Origin of the sequence: Haladaptatus sp. QDMS2 (assembly GCF_029338295.1) — an archaeon.
In the GTDB taxonomy this organism is placed as follows: domain Archaea; phylum Halobacteriota; class Halobacteria; order Halobacteriales; family Halococcaceae; genus QDMS2.
Genome location: NZ_CP119791.1, coordinates 2,890,149 through 2,909,928 on the forward strand (window position 1 = coordinate 2,890,149; position 19,780 = coordinate 2,909,928).

Below are 19,780 nucleotides of genomic sequence, written 5' to 3' on the forward strand. Positions count from 1 at the left end.
CTTACCCGAGGAACCGCTCTGCGGCCCCCCGGAACAACTGGTCGAATGCCTCGTCAGAGAGGTCGCGTTCGAGCAACAGCGCCCGTTCGTCGTCGTAGGGATACGGGATGTTCGGGTAATCAGAGCCGTACATAATCGACCCGGCGAGGTCCTCGATCACCGAATCGGGAATCGTCGCCGGGTCGAAGTCCATGAATCGCTGGGCCCCAGCGGACATCGCGAACGTCGTGTCGAGGAACACCTGTTCGTTCTCGCGGGCGCACTCGATGAACGCCTCGTGTTCGTAGGTTCCCATGTGGGCACAGCACGCCCGCACCTCGGGATAGTTCTCCACGAACTGGGCGAACTGGTCGTAACCGACGTGTGGGTTGTCGTGGAACATCGGCGCGGTACCGGCGTGGAACATGATGGGCCGGTCGTACTCGGCGGCCAACTCGAAGGCGGGGTCGAGGCGCGGGTCGGCGGGGCCACAGCCCTGGACCGGGCACTGGAATTTGAGGCCGCGTGCGCCGTTCTCGAACGCCCGTCTGACCACCGCGTCCACCTCGTCGTCGCCGTGGACGGTTGCAAAGGGCACGGCCATCTCGGAGTCGGCACACCGGGCGAGCACCCAGTCGTTGAGGTCGTCAGCGATGCCAGGCTTGTGGGCGTAAGGCAGGGCGATGTATCGGGAGACGCCTGCCTCCGTGAGTTCTGCCTCCATCGACTCGCGGTCGGTCGGGTGGTCGAACTCCCACGCGGCGGCGTCGTGGAGCGCATCGCGGATGGCAGCCATCAGCGTGTCCGGCATCAGGTGGACGTGGCAGTCGGTTGCTGGTGCGAAGGTCATGGCGAGAGTTTGTACGTGCCGACCCCGGTGGCACAGAGCGTGTCTCCGGCGCGAATCTCGATGTCGGCGACGCCAATCGACCCGCCCTTTCGGCGGAGCCTCGCGTTCCCGACGAGCGTCTCTTCGCCGGCGTGGCTGAGGTAATCGACGCGCATGTCGATGGTCGGCGTGTACCGGCCCAGATTTCCGACGAACAGCGCCGCGCCGGTCAGGTCCACGAGCGCCGAGAGGACGCCGCCGTGGATGGCGGGCACGTCGGGGTTGCCGACGAGGTCCTCGTCGAACGGAATGCGCGTCGTGGCCGTGTCTTCGGTAACCTCGACGATTTCGATGCCGTGGGATTTGTGGAACGGCAAAATATCGAGAAGAGAGCGGGCGGTTTGCGTCCGGTCCATGGGGTCAGTTGTGGCCATCCGCTAATAGGCGTATGGCCACTTCCTGAGATATTCCTTGAGCTGGCCGAGCGCAGCCAGCACCCCCTTTGGCTCGACGGCCAGCACGATGATGATGACCGCGCCGAAGATGACGGGAATCAGCGCCGTCGCGTCGCCGGCGTACGCCGTGAAGAAGTTCCGCAGGTAATCGAGCAGGAACGACACGACGGCCACGCCGAGCAGCGCGCCCCAGACCCGTCCGAGGCCGCCAAACAGCAACATGACGTAGTGTTCCAGCGTCAGCTCGATGGTGAAGAAGCCGGGGTCCAAGAAGCCAATCCAGATGGCGTAGAGGCCCCCGGAGAAGCCAATCATGAACCCGCCGATGGCGAACGCGAGCAGTTTGTTCTGGAACACGTTGATGCCCAGCACGGCGGCCGCGAGGTCGTTCTCGTGGACCGCACGGAACGACCGGCCGATGCCCGTCCGACTCAGGTTGAGCGAGAGCATCGCAAAGAGAAGCATCGAGACGAGCGCGACGAAGTAGATGTCCGTCCGCGAACTCACCGAGACGAACCCGCCGATGAGGCCGACGTCCACGGGAATCGACTGCTGGACGCCGCCGTGGATAAACGTCGCCTTGTCGTTCAGGAAGAACCACTCGGCGATGAACTGCAGGGCGAGCGTCGAAATGGCGATGTAGAAGCCCTTGACGCGGAAGGCGGGCAGGCCGAAGGCCACCGCGACGCCCGCGGCGACGAGGCCGCCAATGACCATCGAGGGCAGCAGTCCCGCCCCCGTCCCGAGCATCCGCGAGGTGCTGTACGCGCCGATCGCCATGAACGCCCCCTGCGCGAGGACGATTTCCCCGGCGTAGCCGAGGATGACGTTCAGGCCGAGCACCGCGATGGCGAAGATGTAAATCTTCGACAGCAGCGACACCGTCCCGCCGCCCAGCACGAACGGGAGCAAGAACGGAATCGGCAGGGCGAGTGCCAGCGCGATGCGCTGGGTTCGCCAGCGGAACAGGCCCATCCGTGACCCGTAGTCCGTGAAGTACTCACCGCAGGGCATGGGACACCTCCGCGATGGAAACGAGCGACCGGTTGAGTGAAGTGCAGAACATGGTCAAATCCTCTCGATGCGTTCGGTGCCGAACAGGCCGTAGGGTAACACGACGATGATGAACAGCAGGAAGATGAGCGGCAGGACGGGGCCAAAGCCCGGCCCCACGATTGGCTCGACGTAGAACGTCCCCAGCTCCTGGAGGAGGCCAACGACGATTGCGCCGATGAACGCTCCCGGCACGCTGTCCAACCCGCCGAACACGACGGCGACGAAGATGATGATGCCGGTGGTTTCGATGTTGAACCCGGCCCCACCGTTGGCCATCGCGAGCAGGATGCCGCCGATTGCGGTGATGGCAATCGACAGCGTCCACGCGATGATGATGGTGCGCTCGATGGAGACGCCGAGGGCCATCGCGGCCTGCTGGTCTGACGCCGCCGCCCGGAGAATCGACCCCGTGACGGTGTAACGGAAGAACAGCATGAGCGCGATGACGACGGCCAGCGAGAGCACGACGCCGATGGCGAACGGTCCGCTTATCTCCGCGCCGAGCGGGAGCGGAACGTTCCAGTCGGGTAGAATCGAGGCGGGATACGCCCGGAAGTTCGGCCCGACGAGGAAGCGGATGAACCCGCTGAAGATGCCACCCAGCGCGAGGGTGACGATGATGACCGACAGCACGGGTTCGCCGATGAAAAAGCGGAAGATGGCGCGTTCTAACAGGATGCCGAGCAAGATGCCGACCAGAATGGTCGCCACTAGCGCGCCAATGCCGCCAAGTCCGGCCACCGACCCCGATGGGACGAACCAGACGATGCTCGGCGCGGCGAAGATAGCGACGAAGTACGCGCCGACGAGCGCCAACTGCCCCTGGGCGAAGTTGAGCACGCCGGTCACCTTGTAGATGAGCGAAAACCCCATCGCGATGAGCGCGTAGATTGCGCCGATACCGATGCCCGCGACGATGGTCGCGAAGAGGTTGCCAGCGTCAACCATCAATTTTCACCTCCGTCGGTGGCGACGGCTTCGCCGGGTGATTCGAGGTCGATAATCGCCATTTCGCCGTGTTCGCGCGTCTCGCGGCCGTCCTGATACGTGATGGTGATGTCGATTTCGCATGCTTCTTTGTCGCTGTAGATGTCCTCGACGAGCGAGGCGTAGCGTTCGCCGACGACTTTGCGGCGAATCTTCCCCGTCCGCGTGAGTTCGCCGTCGTCGGGGTCGAACTCCTTGAACAGGACGATGAACTTTCGAATCTCGTTGCCTTCGAGGCGTTCGTTGGTCTCTTCGACCACCTCGGTGATGAGGTCGAGCACCTCGGGTTTCTGGGTCAGGTCGCGATAGCCGGTGTACTGGATGTCGCGCTGGTCTGCCCACTCCGCGACGTTGTCGTAGCGGATGTTGAGCACCGCAGCGAGGTAGTCGCGGCTGTCGCCGACGACCATCGCCTCCTTGATGTACGGGTTGAATTTCAGCTTCGTCTCGACGCTGATGGGTGCGATTGCCGTTCCGTCGGCGAGTTCGAGCACGTCGTCCATCCGGTCGAACACCTTCACGTGACCGTCCTCGGTGATGTCGCCGAAGTCGTCGGTGTGGAGCCAGCCGTCCTCGATGGCCGAAGCCGTCTTCTCGGGCTGGTTGTAGTAGCCGGAGGTGACCACGGGGCCGCGAACCACGAGTTCGCCACCCGGCGTGAGGCCTACTTCCACGTTCGGGAACACCTGCCCGACGGTGTCGGGTTGGATGTCGCCGTCGCGGTGCATCGTCACGAACCCACAGACCTCGGACTGGCCCCAGATTTGCTTGAGGCGCACCCCGAGGGCGTGGTAGTACTGGAAGTGTTCTTCGCCGAGCGGGCCGCCGCCGGTGTAGACGTTCTTCGCGCGCTTCAGCCCGATTTTGTCGAGAATCGGGCGGTAGACCAGCCAGTAGGCGAGCCAGTTTTTCGCCCGCAGCGTCGCGGGTGGGTCCTGGTCTGCCTTCTCGCCGGTGACGTACTCGGCGTAGGCCCGACCCCAGTCCATCGCCTTCTCGTAGGACCACCGCTTGAGGCGGGTCGTGTTCTCGATTTTCGCCTTGATGTCCGCGACCCACGCCTCGTAGGTGCGCGGCGAGGAGAAGATGATTTCCGGGCCGATTTCTCGCAGGTCTTCGCGCTCGGTATCGGGCTGTTCGGGGAAGTTCGCCGTCCAGCCGCCGACGAACGCGGCGGCGATGAGAATCATCTGCTCGCCGACCCACGCCATCGGCAGGTACGAGAAGTAGTCCGATTCCTTCGGAAGCGGGTCGATTTCGATGGCCGCGTTCGCGAGGTTGACGAAGTTGAAGTGCGACAGTTGCACCCGCTTTGGCGTGCCCGTCGTTCCACTCGTTGGCGAGAGCATCGCCGGCGACTGTGGGTTCACGGCGCGAATTCGCTCTTCGAGGTAGTCCCCATCGACCTCGCCGCTCTCCAGTCGTTCGCGGCCACGTGCCTCCACGTCGGCGTAGCTGACGATTTGTGGGTCGTCCTGCTCGTAGCGGAACATCCCGCGTTCGTCGCGGTAGATGATGGTCTCTAAGCCTGGGGCGTCGTCCGCGACGGAGAGCACCTTGTCCACCATCTCCTGGTCCTCCGCGAAGACGATGCGCGGGGAAAGGAGTTCGAGTTGCTTCCCGATTTCTTCGGGCAGCATGTCCTGGTAGTTCGGCGCGGCCATCCCGCCGAGGGACATCGCGCCGAGCCACGCCCACAGCTGGTGGGGGCGGTTGTAGCCAATCGTGAACAGTACGTCACCGTCGCCGAATCCGTACTCCTCCAGGCCGAGGGCGAACCACCGGACGCGGTCGTAGTAGGCCGTCCAGGTGAACTCTTGCCAGATGCCGAACTGCTTCCAGCGAAGTGCGACGTCGTCGCCGTGTTTCGCGACGTGGTCTATCAGAATCTCGGGCAGCGACCGGTCGGAAACGATGTCGATGTCGCCCTCGGGGGCGTTCGCCACGCGGTCTACGGTCACGCCGGTTGCCATCTCGTCCTGGGCCATCAGTCGACCCCCGTGTACACTTCCGCGACGAGTGGGTCCGCGGTAACTGCCTCGGGTGGCCCACGGGCGATAACCGCGCCCTCTTGTAAGACGATCATTCGGTCTGAGACGTCCGTGACGACTTCGAGGTCGTGTTCGATCATAACGACGGTCAGGCCTCGCTCCTCGTAGAGGTCGGTCAGGAACCGCACCATGTCGTACTTTTCCTCGAACGTGAGACCGCTCATGGCTTCGTCCAGAAGGATGACGTCGGGGTCGAGCGCGAGCGCCCGCGCGAGGTCGACACGGCGGCGAATCCCGAGCGGGAGGCTCGAAATCGGGCTATGGCGGTACTCCCAGAGTTCGAGATAGTCGATTATCTCCTCGACCTCTCGCATATTTTTCTCCTCTATGTCTCTGCCACCCCAGTAGAACAACATCGCCTCCAGCAGGTTCGGGCGACGGCTGATGGACTTGACCGTGATGATGTTCTCGATAACGTCCTCGCTCTCGAACAGTTCGAGACCCTGGAAGGTGCGCCCGAGACCGTTTCGCGCCCGCTGGTGGGACTTCATGGTCGTCACGTCCTGCCCGCCGAGGAACACCTGGCCGCCGGGGTCGGGTTCGTAAAAGCCGTTGATGACGTTGAGCAGGCTCGTTTTGCCAGCCCCGTTCGGGCCGACGATGGAGACCCACTCGCCTTTTTGGATGGAAATCGAAACGTCGTCGACGGCCGTCACCGCGCCGAAGGTTTTGGTGATGTTCTTACAGCCGAGGGCGGCTTCCTCCGGTGGAACCGGCGGCTCGCCCCGCACGTCGAAGGTCGATTGGCTCACAGTTCACCTCTCATCAGGTCCACCGTTTGCGGATCTTGTAGTGGCGAATGTCGGTGTAGCGCCCTTCTTCACGACTCGTTCCGAGGTAGAACTCCTTGATTTCCTCGCGATTCTTGAGCTTGTCCGCGGGGTCGTGGAGTTCGATTTGCCCGTTTTCCATGACGTAGCCGTAGTCTGCGATGTCGAGTGTGCGTTTGGCGTTCTGGTCTGCGATAATCATCGTGATATCCTCCTTGTGGTTGATTTCGACGAGTGTCTCGAAGATGTCGCGCACCAGTTTCGGCGCGAGACCGAGCGACGGTTCGTCGAGCAACAAGAGCCGCGGCCGGTGGAGCAGGGCGCGTGCGATGACGAGCATCTGCTGTTCGCCGCCGGAGGCGTACCCCGCCTTCAGATTCATGATATCGTTGAGTTGCGGGAAGTAGGAGAACGCGAGTTCGTAGTCCTCCTCGCTGAAGTTGAGGCGACGGCCCTGTCGGTAGAGGCCACACCGGAGGTTCTCCTCGACCGTCAGGTCGCGAAACGACCGTCTGCCTTCGAGAATGTGGGTCACGCCGCGAGAGACCATCTCGTTCGTCCCGAAGTTGGTGACGTCCTCGCCGTCGAAGTAGATGCGACCGCGAGACACCTCGCCGCGTTCGGTCCGGCCGATGCCGGAAATCATCTTGAGGATGGTACTTTTGCCCGCGCCGTTGGGGCCGAGCAGGGCGATGATATCGCCCTCGTTGGCCGCCATCGACACTCCCTGTACTGCGAGGAAGTGGCGGTCGTAGACGATTTCTGCGTTGTCGAGTTCGACAACCGGTGGGGTTTCTGGCTGGTCGCCCACTCCCGATTCAGTCGTCTGTGACTCGCTCTGGGTCATGATTAGAGCCCGATCCAGTCGTCGCGGCGGGGGAGTTCTGCCTTCGAGTCGAACTTCATCTCGCCACCTTCGACCTGGTAGATGCGGCCCGTCATGGTCGGGCGGCGGTCAGCCTCTTCGTAGCTGAACGGTTCTGCGAGGCCGAACACGTCCCAGTCTTGGGTTTCGAACAGTCCTTCGCGAATGTTCGCACCCGCCGAGGGGTCTAAGTCGAGGTTGTTTGCCTCTTGGATGCCCTTGAGCGCAAGCATCGCGTGGATGACCCCGCGGACGTAGTTCAGGTTCGCCACGCTCGGGTCGTTCATGTCACGACCCTCGCGCTCGAAGGAGGCTTCGATGGCAGCCTTGCCGTCGCCGCTTCCCTCCATGACCTCGCCGAACGTTTTGAACCCACTCACGTAGCGCACGCCCTCGAAGGTCTCCGGGGATTCCTGGACGCGCAGTTCGTCTACGGTGTAGGTCAGCCCCATGACGTTGACCTCGGGGTAGACGTCCTGTCGGTCCTTCAGCAACACCTGCATCGGCGCGGCCGTGTTCTGGTGGATGAGGTAGTCGATGCTGTCGTCTCTCGCCTTGCGCAGCTGGCTCGTCGCGGAGTTGGCAGTGAGCGGCAGGTCGATGTCGTCGCCAACTTCGAGGCCGAGTTCCTCGGCGTAGGCCTTCCCGCCCTCGACGGGAGCCTTCCCGAACGGGTTGTTCGAGAAGATGAAGGCGATCTTGCCTGGATCGTTGTCCGCAATCCACTTGAGGTGGGCGCGGGCCTGACTCGTGTAGTCGAGGTTACCGAAGAAGTTGTACGGCGCTTCCTCCGTGAGCAGATTCGCCGAGTACGATGCAGAAATGTAGACGATTTCGTCGCGGGCGACTCGTTGGGACAGGGCCTCCGTGTCGGCGGTCCCCCAGCCAATGATGATTGGCGGCAGGTCTCCAGAGGTAAACTCGTCGTAATTCTGTTGGGCCTGTGCCACGTCGTAGGCGTAGTCCACCCCGTTGTGGTTGATTTGCTGTTCGAGCAATCCTTCCTCGTTTATCCATTTGAAGGCGTCGCGGGACCCGAGTGCCGTCGGACGGCCCACGTCTGAGGTCGCCCCACTCTGGTCGTAGAGGCCGGGAATGGTGAGTGCGTTCGCGCCGCCGTCGCCACCACCGTTGCCACCCGTACAACCGGCGACGGTGACAAGGCCGGCCGCCGCTGCGGCCTGCATGAACCGTCGTCGGGTCTGATAGCTGTCAGATTGGTCTTGTGGGTCGGTAGTCTGTCTCATGTGACCATTCATCATTATTACTCCTGAAGAATGTTGGAATGTGTTGTTTTATACATTTCGGTCATCCAACCCCTTCCAGTTCCGTGGATTTTAAATTCTGCCAAACTGATTGACGGATTTACAATTTGGCTACGGAAATCTCGTGATTCGTTAGTTGCACGCCGGTGTGCGTCCACGGGAAACTTTCTTCAAAGCGCCGCGCGACACACTCTACGATGGACGACGATTGCATTTTCTGTAAGATTATTGATGGTGAAATTCCGAGTCGAACCGTCTACGAGGACGACCAAGTGCTGGCGTTCCTCGACGTGAACCCGCTCACGCGCGGTCACACGCTAGTCATCCCGAAATCCCACCACCAGACGGTCGCAGATCTCCCCGAAGACGTCGGCGAGGCGGTGTTCACCACGCTCTACCGACTCACGCCCGCCGTGGAATCGGCCGTCTCCGCAGACGGGTCGAACATCGGTATCAACAACGGTACGGCCGCCGGTCAGGAAGTCCAGCACGTCCACGCCCACATCGTTCCGCGCTTCGAAGGCGACGGCGGCGGTGCTATCCACTCCATCGTCAGAACGATGCCCGACCTGACCGACGACGAGTTCGACGACATCGCGGCGGACATTCGGGCAAACGCCGACTGAGCCTCCCCGCCTTTTTTGTACGATAGCCTGAATAGTTCAAAATATGGATACGAAGCCACAGTCGCTCGCCCTCGCCGGCGTCACCGGCGGGGCTGGAACGACGCGACTCACAGCCGAACTCGGGGCGACACTCGCCCGAGCAGGCCGTGACGTCGCGCTCGTCGATGCCGCCTACGCCACGCAGGGCCTCTCGAGATTCGTCGGCGGGGCGCTCGAAACCGACATCACGGACGTCGTCTCGGGTGAGGCGACCGTTCAGGAAGCCCTCAGCGACCTCCCGCTCGACCTGTCCGGTCGCCTCGCGGTGGCACCCGCACACGCCACCTTCGAGCAACTCGCCCGGGCGAAATCCGCGGCCGCCGCAGAACGCCTCGCCGACACCATCGGCGACCTGACTCGGGGGTTCGACGTCGTCATCGCCGATACGCCGCCGCTGGCCGCGAATCAGGCCGTCGCCGCCGCCACCGCCGCGGACGCCGTCGCGCTCGTCGCCCCCGCCACCCAGCGAGGCCTCGACGCCGTCCCAACCATTCGCGGCCGCCTGCAGGACGTGGGCGCGACCGACGATCACCTCATCGCGAACCGTGCCGATGGCTCCCTGTTCGCGAGCGAAACCGACCTTGCGGTGCCCGTCTGCGAAGACCAGGAGGTCGAAACACCGACGTGTGCGACCGCAACGACTGGCACGTTCGCCCCGGCCGTCGCTGCCGTCACCGAGGGCATTTTCGACACCAACCTCGGCCTCGACTTCGAGGAACCGGGCTTCCTCAAAAAGTACACCCGGTCGCGCTAGAAGAACTCGTCGCCGTCGCTCATCGTCTCGGCGAGGCACTCACGTTAGTCGAAACCGTTGCCCCGCAGTACACGTCACAGCGGTGTAGTCACGGTGAGTGTGGGTTTACTCACGAGGACAATCGGAATGGTGACGAGTTCAAGTGTCTGAAGTGCGGGAAGGAGTTGCACGCGGATTACAGTGGTTCGAGGAGAAAGCCCACGACTTCAGTCGTGGGAGGAAGTCAGAACGCTGCGCGGAATGTGGCGTGGCGACTTGTCCAAAACTGGCTCAAGTCTGGTTCTGGACGGGTCACCAGTCAACTGGCCTTGAAGTCAGGAACGGTGAACGCTAACGGCGATTTCAACGCCTCCGCCTAAGTGCGGTAGAGCGGGAGTTCACTGACAAGCCCCGACCCTTGAGGTCGGGGTTGTTGACCGTGCGCTCGACAGATGTTTCGCAATGTCTGGCGGGCTACAGTCGAGTAGGTCACGACGAGTAGCACGCTACTCGTTTCAGAAATGATTAGTGTTAAATTTATCGTCAGGCTACCGGGTGCGGACGGTTCGCTCGCCGTCTTCGGTGAGCGACACGTCCCCGTCGAACAGTGAGCGAATCATCGAGAGCGTCTGGTCGTCGTGTGCCCCCGGATTGATGTGGAAGTGGGCGATGGCGTCCGCGGCGAACAACCGACCCGTGAGCACGTGTAAGAATTCGTATGCCTTCTCCGGGTCTACGTACTGTAGGAGCGTCGTGAGCGAATCGAAGCAGACGACGATTTGGGCGTCCTGGTCGGCCCACCGCGTGAGCACTTCGCTGATTTTGATGCCGAGGCCGGTGAGGTCGCCGGCGCTCGCCACTGTCTGTATCGGGCCCTGTGGGTTCTCGCCGGCCGTACTTGCCGCCGCGGCCGAACGGACGCTGTCGCCGACGTTGATGATGGCGAGATCGTTTGGTCGTCCCGCCCCATGGCGGTGCCACTGGGTGAGGCAGCTATCGGGTGAGCGAGAATAGGCAACCCAGAGGACGTTCGTCTCTGCCGGGTTCTGCGGCGTCAATAGCTCCATGCACGCGTCGTCTGCCGCCGGTTCCATGGGCGGTGCGCACAGCAGCGTGCTCGTCGCCGTCACCAGATCGTCGTGGAGTGAGTTTCCCCGTGTATCCTTTTGGCTCACACTCGTTCACTCTACCATACGCGGGAACAGATAAAATCGTTGTGGTGATTCAGAGAGTCTTTATTTCTGATTCATATCATGCAGGATCAACGGGCTCGACGGTAAACGAAGCCGGATTTCCGTGCAGCTCGACGATTTGCTGTCGCGCTTCCTTTCGGGAGGTTGCCACGACGATGAGGCCGTCTACCGTGCCGTCGCCGCTCGCGTGATAGGGGCGAGCGCATCATCCGCGAACTCGGTCGCGTAGGTCTGGAGGACGCCGCGAACGCGCCGCTCCATGCTCGCGAGGTCCGTCTCACCCTGCTCAAAGGTAGCCAGCGCGTCCTCAATGTTCCGCAGGGCAGAAATCCGGTCCATCTACGTCGTCCGAAGGTGGTCGGTGCGCGGTTCGTACACCTCGCCTTTCTGTTTGAGCTTCTCGATTTCGTGTTCGGCCTTCGAGTGGTCCATCCCGATTTCCTCCGCCCGGTCTAACACCACGTCGATTGGCGCACCGTCCTCGTATTCGTCTTCGATTTCCTTGATGAGGTTCTTGATGTTCTTCACGCGGTCGCGCTGGGTCTTCGAGCGGCCCGTCTCGACCACGTCGGCGTCGAACTGCCCGGTCTCCGGGTCGACCCCGATGTCCTGGAGACACGACCGGACGAGTTCGATGACCCGCTCTGCGTCCTCTGTTTCGACGGTGTCAGAGAGGCGAACCCGCGCGCTCGCCTCAGAGAGCCGGACGAGCCCCTCGAGTTTACGGGCGGTCACGGGAACCGGGGCGTCCTCGTCTGCACCCTTCGACCGCAGGTCCACGTAGAAGTCACGGATGGCCTGTTTGGCCTCGTCACTCATCGTCGGATAACACGTGCGTTTGGAGAACGCGATGTACTTGCGGAGCAACTCGGCGTCGATGACGGGCGCCACCTCCTCGGTCACCTCGTTTACCTGCTGTTCGGTGAAGTTAGAGGAGTTCGTGTGCGTGCGGTGGGTGTGCAACTCGCCTGCGTAGTTCGTCCGCAGGATGTGCTCTGCGAGTTCTGTGTCCTTCTCCGCGTCCGGCTTGTCCGTCACCGTGAAGATGAGGTCGAACCGGGAGATGAGCGCCGGTTCGAGTTCGATTTGCTCCCCGATTGGCTCGTACGGGTCGAACCGGCCGTACTTCGGGTTCGCCGCACCGAGCAGCGAACACCGCGATTTGAGCGTCGCGTTGATGCCTGCCTTGGAAACCGAAATTGAGTTGTGGAGCACAACTCCCTGACTGACGAACGTATTGGTTGGCTCAACAGTCACGTCGTACACCCACGCTGTTTCGTACTCACCGGCGTTCGGAACGACCTCTACATCCGTGACACGATAGTACCGGAGTTCACATCCCGCTTCTAGTTCGCAAATTCGCTGTTCAGCTTCTTCGAGAGCTTGTTGCACAGTTGCGTGTGCACGGTTCGTCAGTTGTTCACGCGTTTGCTCGTCATAGCCACCCGCCTCTGCGTAGTGAACAGTGCTCGTCGTCACGCCGTCCAATCGTTCGGCGAGTTGACGGCCGGACCAGTTGATTGTCGTCCGAATCGTAGCGAGAGTAGTTGCGTTTTCGAGTTCTTGTTCGACCACTTTTACGCGATCGCGAATCTCTGCAATCTCCTCCTGCACGGTTTCCACCCGAATGCCGAATCCTTCATCGAGCGTCGGACGGAACTTCCCGGTGAGATTGAGACCGACGAGTTTCCGAAGGCTGCGAATCTCTCGTGCCACGTCTGTTGGCAAGACGTCATGGTGTCTCGGAGTGGCGTCGCTTCGGTCTGCAAACGCGACAGCATCGTCGTATCGGTCGTCTGTTGGTTCGACTACCGCATCGACGAATTGCCGGATTGAATCGCCCATCACGTACACTTTCCACGAATTTTCGGCGATATCGTGGTGGATACGGGAGCCAACGCCTATCTTCGCAAGCGCATCCGCGTAGTCTTCTGCGAGCCCTTCTGACGCCGTCGAAAATGACATGGCTTCACTTTCGACCCCACCGTCACCGGCGAATACACCGACCAGGAACCGGCGAATGTGTTCCTCTGACGCTCCGAGCACCTTCGCTGGAATTCGCTTGTCGCGGGCCGTGTGCATGAACTCGGGGAAGTTCGCCTCAAACCACCGGTACAGTTTGGTTGAAACCCACCGCTTTGTCACTGTTCCTGCGGCATTCACTGCGTCGGTACTTTCGATCGCAAACGTGCTTCGTGCGAGTGTCGCTGCCCGTTCGAGTAATCGTTGATCCTGATTTGAGAATCCGATTTCGTGGCTGGAGCCAGCATACGAGTGCCCCTCGGCAACAAGGAGTCCAAGAAGCTCCGCGAGGTCTGGCGTAAGTGACTCGGGAAGTCGTACATCTTTCTCATTCCCCTGTACTGGCTCGTCAACTAGCGTGACACCAGCCGCAGAGTTTGGGAGTTTTCGTGGTGCTGGGACGAAATCACCGGCCGAAATGTCTTGCGCTTCGACCGTCTCAACGTCACTTCCTGCGACGAACATTGGATGTTCCGGCGTAACCATCACCTCTCGTCCGTTCGAAAACCGCACTCTCACGAACTCGTCGGGTGCCTCGTGGCGGCTGACTCGGTCAACAGGGTGTTTCGTCGTCTTATTCGACTCGAAATCAACAGAATGGACTTGCGTATCGTCGACCGAAATAATCTCACAGTTAATTCCATCGACGACTGCATCTGGATTGGCTGCCATCTTGGAATCAACAAACTCGCCGATTTTCACGCGTCGTCCATCAGCAAGCAAAATCTCTGAATTTGGGTGATATGACTGCTGTTCCAGCGCTTCGTGCATCGCAGAGCGGTCTTCCGATCGCATCTTATCGAGTTCGTCCACTGCAGCAATTCCTTTGTCTGCGAGGACGAGCGCACCTGCTTCGAGCGTCCACTGCTGGCCGTCACCGAAGTCGTCGCGCACCGCAGCGGCGGTGTTGTGCGTCACCACACCGTTCCCGATGAAGTTGTGCGTTTCAGGAACTGTGAGGTCAAACACTTCTTTCGTACCTACATCTGCCGCTTCGACGACGCGGTCCCAGCAGAGACTGGCGTCAACGACTTCGCGGACAAGGGGTTCTGCGTGTCCGAGGTCAACGTCTTCGAGTATCGCTCTGGCGCGCTCACGGCCTGGATTGTCCCCGCGTGTCACGTTGGTGTGGTACGCACCACCAGCGCCGTCAGTAGCGACGAGTGCCGACCCCACTGGAATCGTCTCTCCGCGTCTTGTCGCGCCGTTGGTGATCTTTTCGAGCGACGCTTGCTTTGGTGTGACCTCGAAACCGATGGTCGCGGCGTAGCGGTCGATATTCGAACCGTATATCTCGACGAAATGCTGCACGTGCTTGGACTCAATAGTCTGGCCATCGGCTAACGTATACGTTCCACGTCGATCGCGTTCCCGTCGTCGTGCGCGGACGCCATAGGTCTCTAGCATCAGCTGAACCTGTTCGGCCAACCCTTCGCTGATCGTTGAGAGAAGGATACTGGACCCACCGTTTTCACGGACTGAGACGGCTCCGTCCGCGTCCATCAGTCCTCGAAGGAATGCGTTGGCGTGCTCTGCTGTCGTGAGCTCAGGTGCCAGTTCGAGGTTGGCTTTTGGCGTCTCCATCCCAGCATTGGCGAAAAGGCGTGCAATCGTTGCGCTGTTAACCCTTATACACGAAACACGGCCTTCCTGTCGTTCGATGCTTGGGTGCTTATCGAACTTCTCGGCGAAGATAGTTGCTGCCCGCTTTAGTACCTCCTCATCGCTATTAGAGAGCCGAATTAATCCCCGATTCCCGCGCCGGCGGTCCAGAGAGATATCACCGTCGCCAAAGACGAGTCCAAGAAGATACATGAGTTCCTCGTCGAACGTTTTTGGCACGGTGATGCTGTCACCATGTCGAATCATGAGGCGATCGAATGTGATATCTTCACGAGTCATCCCAACCGCATCGAGCATCGTGTCGAGTTTTGAAAGAGGGACGTGTCGGTTTCTGAGGGAGTCATAGATGAAGTCCTCTGAGAGGCCCAGTGTTGTCGCTGCTCCACGAAGGTGGCCAAACTCTGTGCAGAGGGCCGCACGAATCGTCTCAACTGATTCGTCGGTCAACTTCACTTTCTCGGTGGTGAGTTCGAGGAGTTTCCGAACCGGGATCTCGGTTCGCTCGAAGTCCCTGTACTTTGGAATCGCGACGTAATCTCCCGGCCCAATATCTGAAATCTTGACCCACTCCATACCGTGTTCGCCGCACGTCAAGAGTGGCGTGTTCTCGGATGCAGTAAGCGACTTTCCGTGGGCGGTTTCGATGCGTCTGCAGGGCTTTTCTGGCATCCGCCAGACGTGCGATGAAGCGCGTTCATCTACCACACCGGTTCTGCGGTCGAACGTTTGTAAACCAATAGCTTTCAGTGCGCTCGTCTCTTCTGTCACCGGTTCAGGGTGTTCGTCAATCGCAAGATTCCGAATCTCCTGGAATCCGTTTTCGGTGTGGATTCGCGTGTCACCAGTCACACAGAGACCCGCAGAGGACGAACCCTTGCCCGAGGTGTAGACCGACCGCGGTGCGATGTTTCGAATGTACTGGAGCATCGCGGAGTTGTGCGACACAATGTTGTTCGTCAGGTAGTTGTGAGTCCCCTCAATTTCCAGGTCGTACACCCATTCATAATCTGGTTCAGCAATTTCGATGGACTCGATTTGTTCCCACCGGATGTCTCCCTCGACAAGTTGCTTGAGCGCGTGTATCTCATCAGCGACTGCTATTCCGTCTTCAATTCGCTCGTTTATCACTGCACGCGCTCCGGACACATAGCCGCCGTCTGCGATGACTTCGTTTCGCTCGTGAAGGCTCACTGTCCGCTGTGAAACGCCAACGTCGTCAGCAATTGCCTGCTGTGAGATGTTCAGATCGGTGCGTGCTGTTTTGAGGCTCTCCCATTCCGGTTGGAGATTCTGCTTGAGCGCGTAGAGTTCATCTAATCGGCTTTCGAACGCCGTAATGACTGACCGGAGCGCCTCACGGGAGGGGTTTCTGTCACCGCGTTCGTAGTGCTGGTAGGTTGACCGAGGAACACCGCAGTCGAACTGTGACAGTGCTAATGCGGTACGTATCTCCTGTAGCTGCTCTCCAATATCCGGAATCACATCGACGTTGGTATTCTCTGGTACGTCGGCAAATGCCTGTGATGCAACGGTTTTTCGCTCGGTTACGAATCCAACTTGTTCAACATACTCACTGAAGTCCGAACCACTGATTCGGAGCCGGAAACTCTCGTTGTGTCGTGGTTTCAAGTGAGCGCCAATACCGATCGACGCGAGCAACGACTTCACGCCCTCTAACAGCTTACGACTCATCGAACTGACCGTAATCTCTCGCTGCGTGGTTGAAACGTGGCCTTCGGCCTCAACATAGGCTTTCAGGAACGCTGCTTTCACTTCCGGACTTGTGCTGAACAGCGCCTGTGGAACGTGCTGTTCTGCAGATCGGTTGAGGATGGCAGGCTCCAGATTTTCGAGGAAGCTTACAAACTCACTAGCTGAACAGACAACTTCTCGCGCCTGTTCATCTGGGCGTCCTTCGCGTTCAGACCACGTCAGTCCTAATCGCTCGAACCCGTCGGCGACGTCGTCGAGAATCTCGCGGTCGTTGTTCGTGATGGTGACCGAGCCGCTGTGCTCGTCATTTCGGTACACGTGACCCTCTGCGATGATGTAGCCAATGAGCCGCGCAAGTGACGGCGTCCAGGTTTCTGGGAGGGACAGACGAACGGCATTGTTCGCTCTCGACCGTCGATAGTCGACGGAAAGTGTATCGTCCCACGTGGTTGGTATGTGCCGAGGTGTCGCGATAAATTGCCCTTCGGAGAGCGTTTCTGCCTTGCGAGCCGAGAATCTGCCATCCGACTGCACAAACAATGGGTGGGACGGAGTCACCTCTATCTCGCTTCCGCTCGCGGTTTGGATGCGATACATCCGATCAGGTGCTTCGCGCTTCCAGACTTTCGTGGCTCGCTTTTGCGTCAGGGTTCCGTCTAAATCGACCGAAGGGACTGGGAAATCAACCGCTTGGTACACACCGTCGTCAATTGGTTTCGGATCCGTGAGATTTGACTCGACCAGCTCTCGAATCGTTACCTCTGTGCCGTCTGCGAGCGTGACTTTTGTATCGCCTTTGACGCACTTCCCGGTCCCTGGGTCACCGATGAGGAGCATGTGCAGGTCGCCACGAATCCGCGACCCGTCGGGGAGGTGTTTGGTCACGCCAGAGAACAACTGGAGAATCATCGCTAACTTCTCCTGTTCGTACCCGAAGATGGAGGGTGCAATCGACCCCACCATCTTGTCGTAAATGTCGGGTTCCTGGGAGAGTTCGATGATGTCCTTTTTGTCCTCCTCGGTGATGTCCATCTCCTCGAACTGCTCGTCCTCGACGACGATGGAACTGCCCTCCATGAACACGTCGAACATCGGGGACTTCTCCTGGTTGTTGCCCTGTTGTTCGAGGTGGAGGACGCCCGTCACGCGGACGTGGTCACCGGCGGTCACCTTGCCCGTGATGTCGTCTTCGATGTGGATGTCGATGCTCTGAGGTGTCTCCCCGCCGCGAAGTCCCTCGGGGCTCTCTTGGACCCGGAGCTTCTGGGCGTCGATGAACTCAGACTGGTCGAAGTTGATGCGAAACGGCCCCTGTCGTTCACAGCCCTGACACTCGTGGGGTTCCTGGAAGTCGCCGCCGGCCTGCTGGATGAAGGTCAGCGTGCCACAGCGCAGGCATTCGAAGGCGGCTTCCTGAATCTTCGGTCGAACGTCGGTGGCCTTGCGGACGATGCCCTGCACCGCGATGAGTCGGCCGCGGTGTCGTGCCCGAATCTTCCGGATGTCCGTCGCCTCCGGCAGGTTCTTGACCCGGACGTGCGCCCGGCCTAGGCCGACGTCGACCGGCAGGTCGTACATCCGCAGCGCCTCCTCTGCGTACTGTTGGAGTTGCCCGGGTTGGGACTTGTAGTCGTCTGCGAGGTCCGGGTCGAACCGATAGAGATCCTGATAATCGATGTACAGCGACCGCTGTTCGTTTGGGTACTTCTGGGCGAGTTCCCCGATTGCGTCGCGGTAGTAGTTCCGGTAGAACTCTTCGAATCGCTCGATTAGCTCTGCGTTTTCCGCGTGCGCCATTCAAGGAAAATGTAATCCACCATCGGCTAAGTAGTTTGGCAAAGGGCAGACTGAAAGTGAATGCCACCCGGGCGAACCCCTAAATAGGAAGCCGACATCGCCTCACTCAGTGATTCGCTGATGCCCGGCCCCGTCTTTCTTCCCGGTGAGAACGTCTCCCTGCATACCGTCGCCCGCGACGACCTGCCGTTCATCCAGCGACACGCGAACGACCCCCGCGTCTGGCACTCGCTCGCCAAAGCGAACCCAGTGAACGAACTTCAGGAAGAGCAGTGGTACGAATCGTGGAGCAAAGGCGACGACGCCAAACTCCTGATTTGCGCGGACGGCGACCCCGTTGGCTTCGTCAGCCTCACGGATTTCGATACGGTTCACGGGTCGGGCCAACTCGGCTACTGGATCGCTCCCGACGAGTGGGGCAACGGCTACGCCACCGAGGCCGTTTCGCTCATCACCGACTACGGATTCGGCCACCGACGCCTCCACAAAATCATCGCTTACGTCTACGACTTCAACGAGGGGTCAAAGCGCGTCCTCGAAAAGCTCGGGTTCAGGCAGGAAGGCCTGCTCCGCGATGGCGGCTTCATCGACCACGAGTACATCGATTTACTGCTGTATGGGGTGCTCGAAGACGAGTGGCGAGCGCGCCAGGGCTGATCTTTAGAGATACCGCTCGACGAACGTCCGGTGCTCCGCGGCCCGCTCGTCTCGCTCCTCGCTTGACGCATCCTGATACCACAGCGGGAGGCAGGCCATCGCGCCCAGCCGAGTGGTGAGGCTGTAGACTGCCATTCGCTCTCGGGTCGCCTCGTCGAACGCCCACCCACTTCGCGCCTCGGTGTAGGCCGTCCTGAAGGTCTCGCGGAGGGTTGCCGTCTGCTCCGGTCCGTCTTCCTCCGGATGCAGCAGGTAGAATTCCGTCTGTGCGAGGTTGTACGCCGGCTCTGCCGCAGACAGATTCGCCCAGTCGAGAACCGCCTTCGTCGCGCCCGTCTCCGGATCGACGAGCAGGTTCCCAAGGCGGTAGTCCCAGTGGCAGTAGGTCGGTGCTTCGGGTTCCGACAGCGCGGGAATCGCGTCCCGGAGATACTCCCGTACGCCCGGCACGAGGTCGGCGAACCGCTCGGGTTTCTCCGCGAGGTCCGGGAAGAAACCGCCCTCGGCTAAGCTGTCGAGCGTTCCCTCACTGTCCGCCAGCACCTTTTCGCGCAAATCGTCGTAGCGAGGGTGTTCGTCAGTATCCAGGACGGCCAGTTCCTCATCCCGAACCCCGACTTTCCCCGCGCCATCGAGCGGGCCGAGCTCGTGGAGTTCCGCGAGATTTTGACCCGCCTCTCGGAGAATCTGCGTCCGGGCATCGAAGGAGAGTTGGCTCGCCTCGCCTTCGAAATTCTCCCCCTCGACGTATTCCATCAGATAGAACGGCGCGGGAAACCGCTCGTGGTCGTCACAGTAGCCGAAAACCTCCGGGACGGGAATGGTCGTCTTCAGTCCGACCAACGCGAGCAGTCGCGGTTCTGCCCGTGCAATGACGGGGTCCACGAAATCAGCCGTCGTCGCCTTGAGTACGACCACTCGTCGCTCGAAGGACGTTTTCACGTCGAGTTTCGCGACGAAATCCGTGCCGTGGGGGCTTCGTTCGACCGATTCGGCCTCCCAGTCCGACTTGAGGTTCTCGACCATCTCCTGCACTGCCGCGTCGGAAATTTCCGCAGAATCGTTGCCCGTCGCCGTCGTCATACGCTCACTTCTGATTGAACGTGTAGAAGTTTTGTGG

At 60.4% G+C, this 19,780-nt stretch carries 14 protein-coding genes and 2 pseudogenes; 4 read left to right on the forward strand and 12 right to left on the reverse strand.

Annotation, left to right across the window (positions count from 1 at the left end; translation table 11 throughout):
* Position 1: 1 nt before the first annotated feature.
* From P1M51_RS15715 to P1M51_RS15750, 8 genes are read right to left on the reverse strand one after another with little or no spacing between them, the layout of a single operon-like run.
* Positions 2-829: an amidohydrolase family protein gene (locus P1M51_RS15715; protein ID WP_276246114.1), complete on the reverse strand. Its 828-nt coding sequence runs from the start codon at positions 827-829 to the stop codon at positions 2-4.
* The gene (locus tag P1M51_RS15720) at positions 826-1,224 is read right to left on the reverse strand and encodes a PaaI family thioesterase (protein WP_276246115.1); all 399 of its coding nucleotides are present in this window, start codon (positions 1,222-1,224) and stop codon (positions 826-828) included. The genes P1M51_RS15715 and P1M51_RS15720 overlap by 4 nt, the downstream gene beginning before the upstream one ends.
* Positions 1,225-1,245: 21 nt before the next feature.
* Positions 1,246-2,277, reverse strand: a complete 1,032-nt coding sequence (locus P1M51_RS15725) for a branched-chain amino acid ABC transporter permease (protein ID WP_276246116.1) — start codon at positions 2,275-2,277, stop codon at positions 1,246-1,248.
* 54 nt (positions 2,278-2,331) lie between these two features.
* Positions 2,332-3,267, reverse strand: a complete 936-nt coding sequence (locus tag P1M51_RS15730; RefSeq protein ID WP_276246117.1) for a branched-chain amino acid ABC transporter permease — start codon at positions 3,265-3,267, stop codon at positions 2,332-2,334.
* Positions 3,267-5,294, reverse strand: a complete 2,028-nt coding sequence (locus P1M51_RS15735) for an AMP-binding protein (RefSeq protein WP_276246118.1) — start codon at positions 5,292-5,294, stop codon at positions 3,267-3,269. Before P1M51_RS15735 ends, P1M51_RS15730 begins: the two co-directional genes overlap by 1 nt.
* On the reverse strand, positions 5,294-6,109 hold the full coding sequence (locus tag P1M51_RS15740) for an ABC transporter ATP-binding protein (RefSeq protein ID WP_276246119.1): 816 nt from the start codon (positions 6,107-6,109) through the stop codon (positions 5,294-5,296). The genes P1M51_RS15735 and P1M51_RS15740 overlap by 1 nt, the downstream gene beginning before the upstream one ends.
* Positions 6,110-6,122: 13 nt before the next feature.
* Positions 6,123-6,974: an ABC transporter ATP-binding protein gene (locus P1M51_RS15745; protein ID WP_276246120.1), complete on the reverse strand. Its 852-nt coding sequence runs from the start codon at positions 6,972-6,974 to the stop codon at positions 6,123-6,125.
* Between the two features lie 2 nt (positions 6,975-6,976).
* Positions 6,977-8,239, reverse strand: a complete 1,263-nt coding sequence (locus tag P1M51_RS15750; protein WP_276246121.1) for an ABC transporter substrate-binding protein — start codon at positions 8,237-8,239, stop codon at positions 6,977-6,979.
* A 215-nt stretch (positions 8,240-8,454) separates the two neighbouring features.
* Here P1M51_RS15750 and P1M51_RS15755 point away from each other — a divergent pair, with 215 nt between their 5' ends.
* From P1M51_RS15755 to P1M51_RS15765, 3 genes and pseudogenes are all read left to right on the forward strand, one after another.
* A complete protein-coding gene (locus tag P1M51_RS15755; protein ID WP_276246122.1) occupies positions 8,455-8,883 on the forward strand; it encodes an HIT family protein in 429 nt (142 codons plus the stop codon).
* Positions 8,884-8,926: 43 nt separating this feature from the next.
* Positions 8,927-9,676 (forward strand): AAA family ATPase, encoded by a 750-nt coding sequence (locus tag P1M51_RS15760; protein WP_276274692.1) that lies wholly within the window; start codon positions 8,927-8,929, stop codon positions 9,674-9,676.
* Positions 9,677-9,723: 47 nt separating this feature from the next.
* Positions 9,724-10,035: pseudogene (locus P1M51_RS15765) on the forward strand (zinc ribbon domain-containing protein); the annotation flags it as partial.
* Between the two features lie 168 nt (positions 10,036-10,203).
* Here the strand turns inward: P1M51_RS15765 and P1M51_RS15770 are convergent.
* From P1M51_RS15770 to P1M51_RS15780, 3 genes and pseudogenes are all read right to left on the reverse strand, one after another.
* Positions 10,204-10,830, reverse strand: a complete 627-nt coding sequence (locus tag P1M51_RS15770) for a hypothetical protein (protein ID WP_276274693.1) — start codon at positions 10,828-10,830, stop codon at positions 10,204-10,206.
* A 76-nt stretch (positions 10,831-10,906) separates the two neighbouring features.
* Positions 10,907-11,187 (reverse strand): annotated as a pseudogene (locus P1M51_RS15775) (hypothetical protein).
* Positions 11,188-18,003, reverse strand: coding sequence for an LAGLIDADG family homing endonuclease (locus tag P1M51_RS15780; RefSeq protein ID WP_276274694.1), 6,816 nt, complete (start codon positions 18,001-18,003; stop codon positions 11,188-11,190).
* 120 nt (positions 18,004-18,123) lie between these two features.
* Here P1M51_RS15780 and P1M51_RS15785 point away from each other — a divergent pair, with 120 nt between their 5' ends.
* Positions 18,124-18,660 (forward strand): GNAT family N-acetyltransferase, encoded by a 537-nt coding sequence (locus tag P1M51_RS15785; RefSeq protein WP_276246126.1) that lies wholly within the window; start codon positions 18,124-18,126, stop codon positions 18,658-18,660.
* Positions 18,661-18,663: 3 nt separating this feature from the next.
* Here P1M51_RS15785 and P1M51_RS15790 read toward each other — a convergent pair whose 3' ends face one another.
* Complete coding sequence (locus tag P1M51_RS15790; protein ID WP_276246127.1) at positions 18,664-19,743, reverse strand: phosphotransferase family protein; 1,080 nt, start codon at positions 19,741-19,743, stop codon at positions 18,664-18,666.
* Positions 19,744-19,780 lie beyond the last annotated feature (37 nt).

Coding starts and splice junctions, on each gene's coding strand:
- P1M51_RS15715 (WP_276246114.1), bottom strand. CDS start 829: ATGACCTTCGCACCAGCAACCGACTGCCACGTCCACCTGATGCCGGAC.
- P1M51_RS15720 (WP_276246115.1), bottom strand. CDS start 1,224: ATGGACCGGACGCAAACCGCCCGCTCTCTTCTCGATATTTTGCCGTTC.
- P1M51_RS15725 (WP_276246116.1), bottom strand. CDS start 2,277: ATGCCCTGCGGTGAGTACTTCACGGACTACGGGTCACGGATGGGCCTG.
- P1M51_RS15730 (WP_276246117.1), bottom strand. CDS start 3,267: ATGGTTGACGCTGGCAACCTCTTCGCGACCATCGTCGCGGGCATCGGT.
- P1M51_RS15735 (WP_276246118.1), bottom strand. CDS start 5,294: ATGGCCCAGGACGAGATGGCAACCGGCGTGACCGTAGACCGCGTGGCG.
- P1M51_RS15745 (WP_276246120.1), bottom strand. CDS start 6,974: ATGACCCAGAGCGAGTCACAGACGACTGAATCGGGAGTGGGCGACCAG.
- P1M51_RS15750 (WP_276246121.1), bottom strand. CDS start 8,239: ATGAGACAGACTACCGACCCACAAGACCAATCTGACAGCTATCAGACC.
- P1M51_RS15755 (WP_276246122.1), top strand. CDS start 8,455: ATGGACGACGATTGCATTTTCTGTAAGATTATTGATGGTGAAATTCCG.
- P1M51_RS15760 (WP_276274692.1), top strand. CDS start 8,927: ATGGATACGAAGCCACAGTCGCTCGCCCTCGCCGGCGTCACCGGCGGG.
- P1M51_RS15780 (WP_276274694.1), bottom strand. CDS start 18,003: ATGGCGCACGCGGAAAACGCAGAGCTAATCGAGCGATTCGAAGAGTTC.
- P1M51_RS15785 (WP_276246126.1), top strand. CDS start 18,124: ATGCCCGGCCCCGTCTTTCTTCCCGGTGAGAACGTCTCCCTGCATACC.
- P1M51_RS15790 (WP_276246127.1), bottom strand. CDS start 19,743: ATGACGACGGCGACGGGCAACGATTCTGCGGAAATTTCCGACGCGGCA.